The following is a 15,794-nucleotide window of genomic DNA, read 5'->3' as shown; positions in this document are numbered from 1 at the left end:
GGCGTCAGGATTTAGGGCCGGAAAGAGCGAGCTGCCGATCATCGCAGGTCGCGAGGGGAAGCAGTTCCGCCGGGACAATCGCCACCTTGCGCAGATCGCCGCCCCGCGACACGAGAAGCGCGACGGGCCGACCCGACGGCACCAGCTTGAAGTAACTGCGCCAGTCGGACAGCGAGCGGTCCACGACGCGCACGTTCGCGATGCGCTCTATGACATCGCCGTTCCGGAGCCCGGCCGAGGCGGCAGGTCCGCCCGTCATGATATCCATGACCTGAACGCCTTCTTTGGCGCCATTGATCCACATTCCAGCCCGGTCGGCCAGCGCCGTATCAGGATCGGGATTGCGCAGCGATGCGAGGTACATCGTTCGGTTTCCATAATCGAACGTGACCTTGTAGCGCTTGAGCAAGCCGCTTCCGACATTCCCCTCGTAGTTCGCATCGCTGAAGGCCCCGCGCCGTGCCGAACTCAGGCCTGCGACCGGGCCGCAGACATTTACCGTACCCAGCGTCAGCATCGTGGCGCGCGTTACCGTCGATCGCGAAGGCCCGCCCACGCCCCACCCATCGGTAACGGAGACCGCACCCGGATAGGCTGAGAGAAGCGCCGCTTTCTCGACGAAAGGCGCGGTCAGCGTAACGTCCGAGCGAGAGCCGGTATCGATGTTGAACCGCGCCGCCCTTCCATCGATGCTGCCCAGCACTTGCGGCATGTGCTCGTAAAACGTGAAGGGCACCGGAGCCCCAGCCCCGCGCCGCTCTTGTTCCGCGAAACGGGTCCGGTCGATGATCGTCATGGTCTTGGCACCGTAATCCAGAGTGACCACGAAGCGCTCGAAGAACCCGACCCCCAGCATGCCGCCCAGCCGGATCCCCTCCACATCCAGCGGACTGAAATCGAGCACGACGGCCAAGGGATCGTGCATTACCGCTCCGCCGGCGTCGAGCGTGGCGATGCGCGTGTAACCAGTCGTCACGGTCTTCTCACCGGCACCCGACGATTTGCTCTGACCAACAGCCGTCAGCCCCAATTCCTGCGCGAGCCACGGCGTGATGATCTCATGCCCGCCGGTGTCGATGAGGAATGGAAACGGCCCGCGACCGTTCACCTTGATCTCGGCAATCACATGATTGTTCAACATCCGGAAGGGGACGACCACCCGTCCGGAACCGGGCAAGGACCAGTCGGACGACTGCTTGACGGGCATCGCATAATAGGCAGAGCCCAGCGCGGCGGCGGGCTTCGCCTCCAACAGATCCATAGTCGCGGACGAAGCCTCGTCGCCATCGGTGATCGTCTCGATCCGCTGCGGCACCATCAGGCCGTTCGAGGGGGCATAGGCCGAATAGCGGACCTCTGCCGAATGTCCGAAAGTCGTTTGCTCAAGGACCGAGCGTAGTAGATGCGTCTGCGGATCGAAGCTGGCCTCGAACGGAGTGCCGCCCTTCGGCGTGATGCGCAGCCGGTCGCAGCCCAGCGATTCCACAGTCGCGCCCGCGCGGTCATCGCGCCACCAGAGTCCGGCATTGCGATAGGCCTCGCTCACCGCGAGTGGCCGCTTGTTCCCACCGTCCTGCGGCAAGGCAAACCCGGTAAGATCGCGCGCCCATGCGCCAGTCCCGTCGAACCCCTCGGTTCCGCCGACCGGACCGGACCGGCTTTCCTCGATATACATGCCGGAGGCCCGGTCCACAGTAACGGTCGCCTCGCCGTCCAGCCCGGCATCCCTGGTGCGGTACCGGGAAACCACGGTTTCAGGAGCCGCCGTGCTCAGCAGCGTGGCTTGCCGGTTGGCATCCAGCAGTGCTGCGGGATTGGAAACGCAAGCGATTGCGGAAGCGGCAGCGAGAAGAAATTCCAATATTCGTCTCCAAACGGGCTGCCCAACTGGTAAGGTGGGGACGATGTCCGGTCTTGAACGAAATTCACCTGCACCGTTCACCTGCCTGCGCAACGCGCCGGCAGGACGAATGCGCCACCCCGCGCACCAATCGCTGGCCCGCCACCGGCACGATGCGCCTTTTGCCGCCGTCGTGATAAGCGGCAGATACGTCGAGGCGGGCGATACCGGGCGGCACGAAGTCGGGCCCGGAGAGGTCATCGTCCACCGGGCCTACGAAAATCATCTGGACCGATTTGCCGAGTGCGGCGCGGAAGTGCTGGTCCTTCCCTTGCCACACGGCTGGAATGCACCAGTATTGGGGGCTATCGACGATATCGACGAGATCGTCCGCCTTGCCGAACGCAGCCCCGCCATGGCGGCGGAAAAACTGAAGGCGGAATTCGTCGCCAAGCCCGCAGTCAATCAGGACTGGCCGGCCTTGCTCGCCGCCGCTCTTCGAACCGGCCCGGACCTTTGCCTGCGCGATTGGGCCGAGGGGCACGGCCTGCATCACGGCAGCCTCAGTCGCGGCTTCCGGCAGGAGTTCTCCGTGTCTCCCGCCCGGTTCCGGCTCATCTCGCGCATGCACAGAGCCTTGCAACTCATCGATCGCAGCACCGACAGCCTGGCGAATATTGCATGCGACGCAGGGTTTTCCGATCAGGCCCACCTCACCCGGACGGTCAGAAGTGAGACCGGCATGACGCCGATGCAATTGATGGCACGGTCTGGAGAAACCACAGGCCTCCTCGCGGGGTAGAGCGACTTGCCCAGCCGCCGAAAAATTTCGAGGGATCCGCCAAGCTGCCGCGTAAGCGGATCGCAACTTCGGGAATCGATTGCCATGGACGACATCGACACCATCCTATCCCGCCTCGGCACGCTGCCGCTCGATCCCCGGCTGGGCGACATCGACGACGCCGTGCTGACCGGCCTGGCGGCACGCGCGGCTTCGCGGGTGTCGGCACGAACGATGGCGACGGTGATCGTGCTCTCGCTGGGTGTCGGGATCGTCGGCTCCGTGGTGCCCGCGCCGCCGATCCGCGCCGCCGCCACGTTCCCGCTCGGCGCGCCGGCGGCACTGGCCCCGTCGACACTCCTTGGGGGCGATTGATGAACGAGCGGCTTCGTCTTGTCCTGATGGTTCTGCTGGCCTTCGGTGCGGCGCTGGGCGGCGTACTTGTCGGCCGCGCATGGATCGCGCCGCCCACGCCGGTCGAATCCGAACTGCATACCCTGCTCCATGCGCAGCTCGACCTCGACCCCGAACAGACCCGCAAGATCGACGCGATCGAGCACGAATTCGCCTTGCGCCGTCAGGCACTCGAACTGGAACTCCGTGCAGACAATGCCCGGCTGGCCAGCGCTATCGAGGCCGAACGCGGCTACGGCCCGCGAGTCGCCGCCGCCGTCGATGCCTCGCACAGGGCGATGGGCGAGTTGCAGAAGGCCACGCTGGAGCACATCTTCGCCATGCGCAGCGTGCTGCGCCCGGATCAGGCGGCGCGTTTCGACGCGGCGGTCGTCAAGGCACTCACCGCGAAGCAGCGCTAATGATCGATCTCGCCGCCTGCACGGACGGTGAGCTGGCCGCGCTCGCGCTGGGCGGACGGCAGGCCGCCTATCGCGCGCTGATGGATCGCCATCGCGGCGCGGCGTTCCGCCTTGCCCGGCACCACTGCGGCGACGACGACGCCGCGCTCGACGTGACCCAGCAGAGCTTCATCGCCGCGTTCGCCGCATTGCGGCGCTACGACGGCGCACGGCCGTTCGCGCACTGGCTCGCCCGGATCGTGATCAACAAGAGCCATGACTGGGCGCGGCGGCGCAAAGTGCGGCAATTCTTCACGTTCGCGGTGCCGCTGGATAGCGCGCATGGCGTAGCCGAACCCACGCCCGATGCCGAGCGGCAGACCGCCGACCGGCAGGAACTGGAACGCACGATGCACGCCATTGCCGCGCTACCGGCCAAACTGAAGGAGGCGCTCATCCTGCGCGCCATCGAGGGGCTGAGCCAGACCGAGGCGGCCGCCGTGCTGGGCGTGAGCGAGAAAGCGGTCGAAACACGCCTCTATCGCGCCCGTGCGCGGCTATCCGAAAATTTGAGCGAAAAATCTGCCAGAAAAATCTGAGGGGATAGGCGCCCGGCCGCGTATTGGGTGACGAACCGACTCTCAGGGGCATCTCTCGGCATGGAATTTCCACAAGTGACCCGCCGCAACCTCATCCAGGCGGGCGCGATCGGCAGCGGCGCGCTGGCGCTTCAGCCTTGGCTGCCGGCCTGGGCGCAGCCGGTCTCGGCCGGGCTGACGACGCTCAGCGGCGAGGACATCACCTTGCGGATCGCCCGCGACACGCTCGATATCGACGGCAAAGCGGCGCGCGCGATCAGCATCAACGGAACCGTCCCCGGCCCTCTCCTGCGGCTGAGGCAAGGGCAGAATCTGCGTCTGACGGTCCAGAATACGCTGGACGAGGACACTTCGCTGCACTGGCACGGGCTCATGCTGCCGTTCCAGATGGACGGCGTTCCGGGCGTTTCGTTCCCCGGCATCAAGCCGCGCTCGAACTTCACTTACGAGTTCCCCATCGAGCAGGCGGGCACGTACTGGTACCACAGCCACTCCGGCTTGCAGGAACTGAAAGGGCTATATGGCCCTATCGTGATCGATCCGGCGGGCGCCGAGGCCGCGCCGTTCGACCGCGAGCATGTGATCCTGCTTTCGGACCACAGCTTCGTCGATCCAGCGCGGATCCTGCGGAATCTCAAGGCCGAGCCGGGGTACTACAACTATCAGCGCCAGACGCTGGCCGGGCTGCTGGCCGGCAAGGACCAGACACTCTCCGACCGGCTGGCCTGGGGCCGCATGCGGATGGACCCCACCGACATTTCCGACGTGACCGGCGCTGTCCTGCACTATCTCGTCAATGGGCATGGGCCCAAATCCAACTGGACCGCGCTGTTCAAACCCGGCGAACGCGTGCGCCTGCGCTTCATCAATGCTTCGGGCATGACCGTGTTCAACGTGCGCATTCCCGGCCTTGCGATGTCGGTGGTGAGCGCGGACGGACAAGACGTTCGCCCGATCACGGTTGACGAATTCCAGTTCTCCCCGGGCGAAACGTACGACGTGATCGTATCCCCGACCGAAGACCGGGCCTTCACCATCGTCGGCGAAAGCGTCGATCGTTCGGGCATAGCCCTCGCCACACTGGCCCCGCGACCGGGCATGACGGCACCCGTTCCGCCACTGCGCGAACGCCCCGTGCTGACCATGAAGGATATGGGCATGGAAATGGAAGGCATGGACATGTCCGGCATGTCCATGCGCGACGGTACCCATGCCCCCCAAGTCAAGCTTGGGCCCGGCGTCGAGATGATCAATCCGATGCCGATGGACCGCACCGGCGATCCGGGGCTGGGGCTCGACAATGTGGGCCACAAGGTTCTCGTTTACCGGGACCTTGTAGCGCTCGAACCCAACCCGGATCCGCGCGCCGCCGAACGCGAGATCGAAGTCCATCTTACCGGCGCCATGGACCGCTACATGTGGTCGATGGACGGCAAGACCATGAGCGATGCCCATGAACCTTTGCCGATGCGCACCGGCGAACGGGTGCGCGTGACGCTGATAAACGACACGATGATGGCGCACCCGATCCATCTGCACGGGCACTTCTTCGAATTGGCCACCGGCCACGGCGACCATTCGCCGCGCAAGCACACGGTCAACGTCCTTCCCGGCGGCAAGGTCAGTTGGGATGTCACCGCGGTCACCGGCGACTGGGCATTTCACTGCCACCTCGCCCTGCACATGGCGATGGGAATGATGCGCATCGTCTCCGTCCGGTCCATGGAAGGACATTCGGCATGAGGCGGTTTCTGCCGATCCTGCTGCTGAGCCTGCCCGGCACCGCGCTGGCGCAAATGGCAGACCCTCACGCGGGCCACCACATGGAAGGCGGAAGCATGCCGGGCATGTCCATGCCGGAGATGCCCATGCCCAAGATGTCGATGGCGCAGGATGGTGAATCTGCCGGCACCGACCAGTCTCCCGGCAGTGCGGCGCCGCCTGCAATGGCACATGATCGCCTTGCCGACCGCTATTGGGACCCCGCCGAGATGGCCGCTGCCGAGCGCTCCGCAATGGGGGCACCGGTCACGACTTACGCCAAAGTCCTTTTCGATCTGGCCGAGTACCAGATCCGCGACGGCAAGGACGGCTACCGCTGGGAGGGGGAGGCCTGGCTCGGCGATGTCGATCGCTTCGTTATCAAGAGCAAAGGCGAAGGCACTTTTGGCAGCGGCATCGACCATGCCGAGTTGCAGGCACTCTACGCCAAAGCGCTCGATCCCTGGTGGAACCTCCAGTTCGGCGCGCGGCAGGATCTCGGGCCCGGAGCCCAGCGGTCATGGGCAACAATCGGACTGGAAGGCCGCGCGCGCTATCAGTTCGAGACCCAGGCCGCCGCCTTTCTTTCGGACAAAGGCCAACTGACCGCACGGATCGAAACGGCCTACGATCAGCGGATCACCCAGCGTCTGGTCCTGCAACCACGCGCCGAAGTAAACCTCTCGGCACAGGACATGCGTGCCGAGCGCATCGGCGCAGGGCTGACCATCGCGGAACTGGGCCTCAGGCTCCGTTATGAAGTGAGGCGCGAATTCGCCCCCTATCTGGGCATGAACTGGACATGGCTTTCGGGCCGCACCGCCGATTATGCCCGCGCTGATGGCAGAGACGCGAACGAAGCCAGCGTAGTTGCGGGCATTCGAGCGTGGTTCTGAGCCCGATCCGCGCGGTGCTCCGCACCGCCGGATCGGAAGGCGTCAGAGCACTTCCCGCTCGCGTGTCTCATCGGCAATCTGCGCCAAACGCGCCGCGTGCGAGGGCATGCGCTCCACCGCGCCAACGATGTTGCGCCGCAGATCATTCAGGGCAGCTTGCAATTGCGGCTTCGGCAACATGGCGGGCAACTGGTGATGCCTTTCGGGCCAAACGCCCTGCCCGATCAGGACGGCGACCCAGGAATCCACCCGAAACAGATCGTCCTGGCTTTGATAGGCAATGGCTGCCTCACGGAACAACTGAATGCGCGCGGCAAGGCTGTCCGGGATGGCCGCCGCCGCGCGTTCGCGCCAGAATGCCGTGTCGTCCCGATGCGTCATCGCATAGTGAAGCACGATGAAATCGCGCACATGCTCCCACTCATGGCGTGAGCGGGCATTGAACCAATCGGCCACCGCCGTATTATCCGGCCCGAACGGGAAGTTCTGGATCAACCAGGTGACCGCCACCATGACCAGATGGATGCTCGTCGATTCCAGCGGCTCCACAAAACCGCTGGCAAGGCCGAGCGACAGGCAATTGCGATTCCACACACGCTTGCGCATCCCGGCGGTGAAACGCAGCAGGCGCGGTTCGAACAGCGGCGGCCCGTCCAGCGACTGTAGCAAGCGATCGCGCGCTTCGCCGTCGGACAGGAAATTGCTGTCGTAGACGATCCCGTTGCCGACGCGGTGTTGCAGCGGGATCCGCCAGCGCCAACCCTCGCCGTGCGCAATGGCGCGAGTATAGGGAACCGGATCGCCTGTCGCCTCGCTCTGAACGGCAAAGGCGCTGTCGGTAGGGAGCCAATGGCTCCAGTCCTCGAAACCGGTTTTCAGCGTCTGCTCGATCAGCAGGCCCCGAAAACCGGTGCAATCGATGAACAGATCGCCCTCGATGCGCTCGCCCGACGCCAGCACGAGAGCGGTGATATCGCCGCTTTCGCCATCCTGTTCGACACTGGCGATGCGCCCTTCCACGCGCCGCGCTCCGGCCCCTTCGGCCACGCCGCGAAGAAACCGGGCATAGGCGCTGGCATCCAGATGATAGGCATAGCCGAGCGAATTGTCTCCGGACGCGCCGAACCGGCCAGCCATCGCCGCCTGCTGTTCCAGCGAATAGTCACCGTAATCTCCGCCGAAACCGGCCTTTCTTCCTTCAAGCCAGAAGTGCTGGAAATCGGCCACGAACGTGGAGCGGCCGACCGAACCGAACGGGTGGAAATAGTGGTCGCCAAGCCGGTCCCAGTTCTCGAATCCAATGCCCAGCTTGAACGTGGCATGGGTGGCGCGAACGAAGTCGTTCTCCTGAACGCCGATGAACTCGTGGAACGTGCGTATCGTGGGAATGGTCGACTCGCCGACACCTACAGTGCCGATCTCCTCGGATTCGACCAGCGTAACATCGATCAACCCACTCAACTGGCGCACGAGTGCGGTGGCGGCGAGCCATCCAGCGGTCCCGCCACCGGCGACGACGACACGTTTGCGCGGTGTATTCATCGGTTGATCCTGTTGGCAATCAACGCCCGGAGTCGGCGGGCGATCAAGGGGTCCAGCGGTGCGAGCGGACCGCGCGCCGCTTGGGGCAAATGGGCTGAGGCAGCCTCGGACGGTCCGAACACGTAGTGATCGAACATGCTGCGCCACGCAGCCTTCTCATGTGGGGGGCGCTCGCGCAGGCTGAGCAATCCGTGCAGCAAAGTCGTCATCGGATCGTCGACAAATGCCGGCACAGCGTTCCACCAGTAATTGATCAGCACATTGAAATCGCTCAGGCTTTCAACCTGATGCCACCACAATGCCGGATAGATGAGCACGTCTCCGGGCTCCAGCTCGGCCACTTCGCCGGCTGCGAGTGCATCCGCAAAACGCGGGTAGCGGGCAAAATCCGGAGATGCCGGGTCAACCATGCTGACGATCTGCCCGGCGGGGGTCGGTTCGATCGGTCCCGGATAGAGATTGCTCACTTGATCGGGCGGAAACAGCGTGAACCGCCGCCGGCCGGCAACACACACCGCCATGTTGTTGGACATATCCCAATGCGCGGCAGCGACGGTCCGGTTGCCGATCCAGATGCTGGCAATGGGAGAATGACGCGTGAACGTATCGTCGCCCAGCACGGCATCGTGCGACGCGCGCAGGCCGGGAAGATACGTGTCGAGATCGGTCGAGCCGATGTAGAGCGACGGTGCATTCCCCGCGCCCCGCATGGCCAGAAGTCTGTCGAGAAAAGCCGATACCGTGCCGCGCTCGGTGGTGAAATTCAGCCCCGTCAGGTCGGAATTGTAATGGTATCGTCCGCGAATTGCCGGATCCCCGACATAAGCGACGACGGGATGACCAGCATCATGCTGCTTGAGCAATTCCGCCGCGGCATCGGCGGACGCCAAGCCTGCGCGCACCAGCGGCCAATGCAATGCGGCCCCCCGGACGATCACGGGCCGCCCGGCCTCGATCAACGCAGTCACGCCCAGCGCATCCAGCGGCAGGTCGTCGATCACCTGCGTACGCCGCATCGACGCAGCGCCTGTCACGCGCTGATCGGCGTCAGCTACCACGGGCCAGCTTGCGATCAAGCAGCGCCGAAAGATTGTCCAGCGAAGACATCAACCATACGGCGCAGCGCAGGAAATCGCCCGCGTTGAGCCGTGCCAGTGCCGCGCCGTCCAATGCAGCAAAGCGCTCCTGCGACAGAGTCCAGACATCGGGAACCACGAAGCATCGGCCATCGGGTGCCTCCATCCGCAAAGTCACCGGTTCAAGCAGCCCGGCCTCGTCGAACGCCTCGATCATCGCCGGACCTATCTGCGTTCCGGCGTAAATCGAACGCAGCATGCCTGCGGCATAGTCGAGATAGGGCGTATTGCCCCCATGGTCGAGGAAGATGCGCTGGCCCCGTTCGCGCGAGATGCGGGGGTGATCCGGCGTGATATGGATCATCGCTTCACCCGGTCCGCCGGCGCTGGGCAGGCCGATCGAAAAGGGACCGCGAGTCATCAGGGCCGGGATAGCGCGTGCCTCCCATTTTTGCCCGTCGAGATAGAGATTTTCGTCTGCCTCAAAGCCCAGCAGTGCGACAGCTCGAAAGGCTCCGGCCGCATCGCGCCGAAACACGATCGGGTATTCGCGAGACAGCGCCTCGAATTCGGGGGCGAAGACCGTGGTCTGGTTGACCGCGTCGCCCCATTCCGCGCCAAAATCCGTGATGACCCGCAGATCGTGATGATCGACATTGTTGAGAAGCACGGGGCCGGAAAGCACGGAATCGGACATTTTCAATCGCCAGTATCAGGTTCGGTATGGGCATCCTACACGAAGAAGACCGTGGCAAAACGGCCTTCTTCGCGCGGATGTTCAGGTTTTTAGAACTTGTAGCTGGCGCCCAGCAGGTAGCGGGCCGAACCTTCGGCTTCGTACCAGGTGTCCATCTTGTCGCGACCGTAGGTTCTCACGCCTTCCTCGAAGATATTGATGCCTTCGAAGCTGACACTGATCTTCGGCGTGATGTCGTAGCTGACGCTGAAGTCAACCTGACTGTAGGGTGCCGTGAAGACCGGGTTGTGATAGCTGTCCCGGTTGAGCTGGCTGAGGTACTTGGCACGCCAGTTCCAGGCTGCACGGGCGGAAATCCCGTACTTTTCGAAAATCAGCGTCACGTTGGCCGTATCCGAAAGTCCCACCAGTGCGAACTGGTTCACGCTCGGATCGGCAGCCACGTCGATACCCACGTTGCCGCGTACCAGCGTATAGCTGGCGGCAATGCCAAGGCCGGTCTCGCCAAGGAAGTACTGACCGGCAAGCTCTACGCCGTAGATCTCGGCGTCCTTATTGTTGATCGGCGTGTTGACCGAGAAGTTGAACAGCGGGTCGTTGCCATCGGCCGTGATATCGACCGCGGCGAGCGTGCTGTCCACGAAGCCTTGATCCAGAGCGCGGGTCTGGGTGTTGTAGTGCGCCTGGAACTGGGCATCGGCGGCCGCAACGTTACCATTCGCCTGCTGGAGCAGCGCGGTATAGGTAAACAGGTTCACGTCGGTGATATCTGCACCGAAGCCCTGCAATTGCGTCTTCGCAGTCCCCGAACGCGTTCCCGGCTGACCCGAAGTCGGATCGGCCAGCCCGAACAGCGTACGGTTGACAAGAGTGTTGCCGATGAAATTGTGGACGCGCTTGTCGAAGAAACCGATCGAAAGATAGACATCCTTGCGCGGATACCATTCGAGCGACAGGTCGAAGTTGTCCGAGCTCAAAGGATCGAGATCGGTATCATTGGCATTACCTGTCGCAACGCCACCAATCGCCGTGGGTCGGGGCGGCGAAGAGACAGTGGTCGACGCGAACAGGTTGTTATAAGGCGCACGCGCGATCGACTTGCCGTAAGAGAAACGCCCCTTCAGCTTCGGGGTGATGTCGATCGAGAAGTCAAACGACGGCAGCAGGTTGTTATAGGCGCCCCGATTGCGCAATTCTTGCCGATCAGGCGAAAACTGAACGTTGAAGTCGTTGTCGGCCTGCCAGACGATTGCGGTCGGAACCGACTGCAGCGAAACAGCCTTTACCTTCGTGCTTTCGAAGCGGGCACCCGCGACGAGTTGGGCGGTATGATCGCCGATCTGGCCATTCCAGGTCACCTGGCCATAGACTGACCAGATGTCTTCCTTGACGCGGTTGTCGTTATTGGCGTCGATGTTGTTCTGGTGGCCAACCTTATCATCGGTGATGCCGCTGTAGTAGTCGTAGAGCGTGTTATAGAGCTTGGCCGCGTTCTCGGTCCGCCACGCCACTTGGGTATTGGCGTCCGCGTTCGGATTGTTGTGGTGGAACTGGCAAGCCGTGCAGAACTGGAAGACCTGGCCCGGTGCCACGGCGGCGATTTCAGGCGGAAGCGAGTTGCCCCAGTCGCCCAGAACCTGACGCGTGTTGTACTGCGTCTGGCGGGTGTCCGTGGTGCGGTAGTTGGCACCGAAATCGAAGTGGCTGTTGCCGCCCAGATCGTAAGCACCGTCAAGACGGAGTTCCTTGACCCGCTGGCTCTGCTCGGAGTCGAACTGGCGCTGGACGGCGCCGGACAGGTCGCCCTCGTCCAGCTTACCGTCGCAGTTACCCTTGGTGTAGGGGGTGCCGTTCGGCGTGACGCTGTGCGCGCAATCGTTGAACGTGAATGCCTGCTGCGGGAAGCCGCCCGTCGTCCAGTTGAGCGACTGCGACGTCACGACCGGCATGTTGAACGCCACCGTCGTCGAGGTCTGGCCGTTGGGGTTATCCCCTTGGCTATCGCCCTTGCCGAAGTGACCGTCGAGCGTGAACGCCAGCTTATCGGTGGCCTGCCAGGCCACATTGGCGCCGATGTCGTAGAGGCGGTTCTTCTGGGCGCGATAGGCCTGCTCGAACGCCGTGTCCTTCACACCGTTGATCGTCTCATGCAGGAACTGCGTGGTGGCGATCCCGTTCGATGCGTCGTCGAAGCCCACTTCGTCGAACGGACGGTTGAACCAGTTCGACTGGGTGGAACGACGCTCGGATTCGCGCAGCTGTGCGTAGAGGCCGTCCACCGTCACCGTCAGCGTGTCGGTCGGCTTGTACTGGAGTACAGCCTGACCGTTGATCCGCTCACGGCTGTCTTCGGAGAAGTGGTAACGGCTGTCGTTCGGAACGGCGACCAGCACGTTCGGATCGGTCGGCATGTTGGTATATTTGGTGGCCGCGTTGACGAAGCCGTTGGCCGGATTGAGGAAATCCGACAAAGTGCGGATGTTCCAGTCGTCGTTGGCCTGGCTGGGCACCGTGAAGTTGCGCTTCTGGTAGCTGCCGAACACAGTCACGCCGAACCGCTGGTCCTGATCCGTCCAGCTAGCGATGCCCGAAACTTCGGGGGTTACGTGCGAGCCGCAGCTGATGCAGTCGTCCGCGCTAGTGTCATAGCTTGCCTTGGCGCCGATGGACCCCTGAAAACCGCTGTCAGCGTTGTCGAACGGACGGCGGCTCTGGATGTCGATCGTCGCGCCGATGCCGCCCGAAGGTACCGCGGCGCGCGCCGTCTTGTAGACCAGCAGGGTCTTGACGCCTTCCGATGCCAGGTTCGAAAAGTCGAACGAACGACCAGTGCCCGATGCACCGTCGCCGCCCTGGTCACCGCCCACCGCGACGATATCCGAAGTCGCCAGCTGGCGGCCGTTCAAAGTGACGAGGTTGTACTGCGCGCCGAAGCCGCGAACCGTCACGGTCGAACCTTCGCCGTTCACGCGGTCGATCGAGACGCCCGGAATGCGCTGCAGCGATTCGGCCAGGTTGGTATTCGGGAACTTGCCGATGTCTTCGGCCGAAATGGCATCGACCACACCGTTCGAATTGCGCTTGATCTCTGCTGATCGCATCAGTGAGGCGCGCACACCGGTGACGACGATTTCATTGGCATCGACAGCACTATCCGGCGCAACCGCCGGTGAGGAAGCCGCCGCTTCCTGTGCAACGGCAACGCATGGCGCGACCAATCCCGTCAACAACGCGATTGCTGACGTCGATCGCGCAAGCGTCGACACAAGGCCTGAACCCTTCATGATACTCTCCCCTGTTCTACTGCGTTTTATTCAGCAGCCGTCACGCAGCTTTGCACCGTCTGACGGGCGCATTGCTACAACTACCGACATCGATGTCAATTACTCTTGGTGATAGTCGCGGTTACAATTGATCCACTTTGGCGCCCGGATGGCCAATGGCCGCCGTCGAGATGCACGAGTTTTTCGGCAATCACATGTTCGGCATCGGTCGCGAGCGTCAGCTTGTAATCCCCGGGCGGCATCTGCCAGCCCTGCGCCGTCCAGCGGGCCAGCAGGCGCGGATCGGCATCGATCGTGAGCGATGCGGTCTCACCGGGTTTCAAAACGCGGCGTGACCAGCCGACAAGTCGGGGCGTCGCGGTGCCGGGAACCGTCGCGTAAAGCTGCGGAACGACCGTCGCCGGGCGCTTGCCGTCATTGCGGACATCCACACTCGCGCGGGCAGCGGCGCCGCCGGAGAACCCGGCATTGGCGAAGGCAGGCCGGCCGTAGCTCAGCCCGTATCCGAACGGAAACAGCGGCTTCTGCTTGCTGGCCGCATACCAGCGATAGCCCACATCCGCGCCCTCCTGATACGTCACCGGATAAGTCGGAAGCTTCGCAGCGTCACCCATGGCGGCGTTGGCGCCTGCACCGTTATCGGCAGGGCCGGTAGCGGCAAGCACAGGTTTCGAGCGCGGCAATTGCGCGGCTGCGACCGGGAAACTGATCGGCAGGCGGCCCGACGCGTCGACTTCACCAAACAGCACGCGGGCAATAGCCTGTCCGCCGCGCTGCCCCGGGTACCATGCCTCGACCACGGCCGGGACACGCTGGATCCACGGCATCAGAACCGGGCCGCCGGTCTCCAGAACGACGACGGTCCGCTTATTGGCGGCGGCAACCGCATTGATGAGGGCGTCCTGCCCGTCCGGAAGCGACAGTGACGGCGCGTCCTGCGCCTCTGTCTGCCACTGGGTGGCGAAGACGATCGCGATATCCGCCTCTTTTGCCGCCTGCGCCGCTGCGGCCGGATCGCTGCCGTCAACGAAGCGGACTTGTGCGCCCGGCGCCAATTCCTTGATGGCCTGCAACGGTGACGAGTTGTGATAGGTCACCCGTGCGAACGACGCCGCCGCGCCGCTTGTCAGCGGAATTTCAATCGGCACCCCGCCCACAGAGCGGACCTGCGAGGACCCGCCGCCCGAAAGCACGCCGACATCGGCGTGGCCGCCGATCACCACGATCGACTTCGCTTCACGCGCGAGCGGAAGGATATCGCCTTCATTCCTGAGCAGGACGATGCCTGCCTCCGCCACCTTCTGCGCAACTTGCGCATGCGCGTCGTAATCGATCGGCTGCGCGCTCACCGGCGTGGGGTGGTCGTAAAGGCCCGAGGCGATCACGCCCGTCAGAATGCGGCGAACCATCTCGTCCAGCCGTTCGGCCGGAACCCGGCCTGCGGCAACCGCATCGGCTAGCGGCTTTCCGAAGAAGATGCTGGAATCCAGTTCCTGTCCCGATTCTTGATCGAGTCCGGCGTTGGCGGCCTTCTCGGTCGAATGGACCGCGCCCCAGTCCGACATCACGAAACCGGTGTAGTTCCACTCCCCGCGCAGGACATCGGTCAGCAGGAACTTGTTCTCACAGGCGTAATCGCCATTGATCCGGTTGTATGCGCACATCACCGAGGCCGGCTTGCCGTCGGCGATCGCGATCTCGAACGCGAGCAGATCGCTTTCCCGCAGCGCCACCGGATCGATCCGCGCATCGAGGACCATGCGGCCGGTTTCCTGACTGTTGAGCGCAAAGTGCTTCACGGTCGCGACGATATTGTTCGACTGGACACCGCGAACCGACGCCGCAGCCATCTTTCCGGATAGCAGCGGATCTTCGCCGTAATATTCGAAATTACGCCCGTTCCATGCGTCGCGCGTCAGGTTCATGCCTCCTGCCAGGAGGACATTGAAGGTCTTGGCACGGGCTTCCGCGCCGATCATGGCGCCCCCGGCATAGGCCAGATCAGGATCGAACCCGGCAGCGGTGGACAGGGCGGAAGGCAATGCCGTTGCGACATCGCCCTTTCGCTGTTCCACCTGATTGGCGACCCCCAGCGAGGCATCGCTTTCGCGCAGGATCGGAATGCCGAGGCGCGGCACGCCCGGCACATATCCGGCCGACGGGATCATGTCCGCCGGCGGGTTCTTGGTGTTTGGCGGGAACAGCCCGTGGACCAGCGAGAGTTTTTCTTCGAGCGACATCGCCTTGACCAGCGCGTCGGCGCGCTCGGCCGGCGTACGTGCGGTGTCTCGCCAGATCGGCATGGCAACGGTCCCCTGTGCTGGCGACGACGTAGCAGCGGCCTGGGGAACAATGGTCTTGGCCAATACGGACACCGGCGCAGCCGTGGCGAGCAGCGAGAGCGTGAGCCCTGCCAACTGCTTCGACGTTGCAATAGTGCGCAGACGGCTACGCCGCCCCGGAGCTTTCGCTTGAGCTTTCATGATCCTCCCCGCCGCATCTTGGTCGGCTTGAGGGTCTGATC

The 15,794-nt window shown here is 63.6% G+C and carries 13 protein-coding genes; 7 read left to right on the top strand and 6 right to left on the bottom strand.

The window, feature by feature from the left end:
* Nucleotides 1-4 precede the first annotated feature (4 nt).
* A complete protein-coding gene (locus EDF56_RS06810) occupies nt 5-1,861 on the bottom strand; it encodes an aspartyl protease family protein (protein ID WP_165912114.1) in 1,857 nt (618 codons plus the stop codon).
* On the opposite strand from EDF56_RS06810, the gene EDF56_RS06805 reads away from it, so the two are divergent.
* From EDF56_RS06805 to EDF56_RS06780, 6 genes are all read left to right on the top strand, one after another.
* Nucleotides 1,815-2,642, top strand: coding sequence for an AraC family transcriptional regulator (locus EDF56_RS06805; protein WP_165912113.1), 828 nt, complete (start codon nt 1,815-1,817; stop codon nt 2,640-2,642). The two genes, EDF56_RS06810 and EDF56_RS06805, sit on opposite strands and share 47 nt — an antisense overlap.
* 84 nt (nt 2,643-2,726) lie before the next feature.
* On the top strand, nt 2,727-2,996 hold the full coding sequence (locus tag EDF56_RS06800) for a hypothetical protein (RefSeq protein ID WP_132385994.1): 270 nt from the start codon (nt 2,727-2,729) through the stop codon (nt 2,994-2,996).
* Complete coding sequence (locus EDF56_RS06795; protein WP_132385993.1) at nt 2,996-3,436, top strand: periplasmic heavy metal sensor; 441 nt, start codon at nt 2,996-2,998, stop codon at nt 3,434-3,436. The genes EDF56_RS06800 and EDF56_RS06795 overlap by 1 nt, the downstream gene beginning before the upstream one ends.
* The gene (locus tag EDF56_RS06790) at nt 3,436-4,014 is read left to right on the top strand and encodes an RNA polymerase sigma factor (protein ID WP_132385992.1); all 579 of its coding nucleotides are present in this window, start codon (nt 3,436-3,438) and stop codon (nt 4,012-4,014) included. The genes EDF56_RS06795 and EDF56_RS06790 overlap by 1 nt, the downstream gene beginning before the upstream one ends.
* Nucleotides 4,015-4,074: 60 nt before the next feature.
* Entirely contained in the window at nt 4,075-5,757 is a 1,683-nt protein-coding gene (locus EDF56_RS06785) for a copper resistance system multicopper oxidase (RefSeq protein ID WP_132385991.1), read from the top strand.
* Nucleotides 5,754-6,671 (top strand): copper resistance protein B, encoded by a 918-nt coding sequence (locus EDF56_RS06780; protein WP_243652436.1) that lies wholly within the window; start codon nt 5,754-5,756, stop codon nt 6,669-6,671. Before EDF56_RS06785 ends, EDF56_RS06780 begins: the two co-directional genes overlap by 4 nt.
* Nucleotides 6,672-6,713: 42 nt before the next feature.
* On the opposite strand, the gene EDF56_RS06775 is transcribed toward EDF56_RS06780, so the two are convergent.
* The 4 genes from EDF56_RS06775 to EDF56_RS06760 form a co-directional block, all read right to left on the bottom strand.
* On the bottom strand, nt 6,714-8,213 hold the full coding sequence (locus EDF56_RS06775; RefSeq protein WP_132385990.1) for a tryptophan halogenase family protein: 1,500 nt from the start codon (nt 8,211-8,213) through the stop codon (nt 6,714-6,716).
* Nucleotides 8,210-9,229, bottom strand: a complete 1,020-nt coding sequence (locus EDF56_RS06770; RefSeq protein WP_132386330.1) for a cupin-like domain-containing protein — start codon at nt 9,227-9,229, stop codon at nt 8,210-8,212. The genes EDF56_RS06775 and EDF56_RS06770 overlap by 4 nt, the downstream gene beginning before the upstream one ends.
* Before the next feature lie 31 nt (nt 9,230-9,260).
* Nucleotides 9,261-9,986: a SapC family protein gene (locus tag EDF56_RS06765; protein ID WP_132385989.1), complete on the bottom strand. Its 726-nt coding sequence runs from the start codon at nt 9,984-9,986 to the stop codon at nt 9,261-9,263.
* An 89-nt stretch (nt 9,987-10,075) separates the two neighbouring features.
* On the bottom strand, nt 10,076-13,087 hold the full coding sequence (locus EDF56_RS06760) for a TonB-dependent receptor (RefSeq protein WP_243652435.1): 3,012 nt from the start codon (nt 13,085-13,087) through the stop codon (nt 10,076-10,078).
* Between EDF56_RS06760 and EDF56_RS26325 the strand changes: the two genes are divergently transcribed.
* A complete protein-coding gene (locus EDF56_RS26325; RefSeq protein WP_243652434.1) occupies nt 13,038-13,382 on the top strand; it encodes a hypothetical protein in 345 nt (114 codons plus the stop codon). The genes EDF56_RS06760 and EDF56_RS26325 overlap by 50 nt on opposite strands.
* Here EDF56_RS26325 and EDF56_RS06755 read toward each other — a convergent pair.
* Nucleotides 13,366-15,687, bottom strand: a complete 2,322-nt coding sequence (locus EDF56_RS06755; RefSeq protein WP_243652433.1) for a beta-glucosidase — start codon at nt 15,685-15,687, stop codon at nt 13,366-13,368. The genes EDF56_RS26325 and EDF56_RS06755 overlap by 17 nt on opposite strands.
* Nucleotides 15,688-15,794 lie beyond the last annotated feature (107 nt).

Source organism: Novosphingobium sp. PhB165 (assembly GCF_004341845.1).
Classification (GTDB): Bacteria; Pseudomonadota; Alphaproteobacteria; order Sphingomonadales; family Sphingomonadaceae; genus Novosphingobium.
This window is presented reverse-complemented; position numbering and strand designations above follow the sequence as displayed.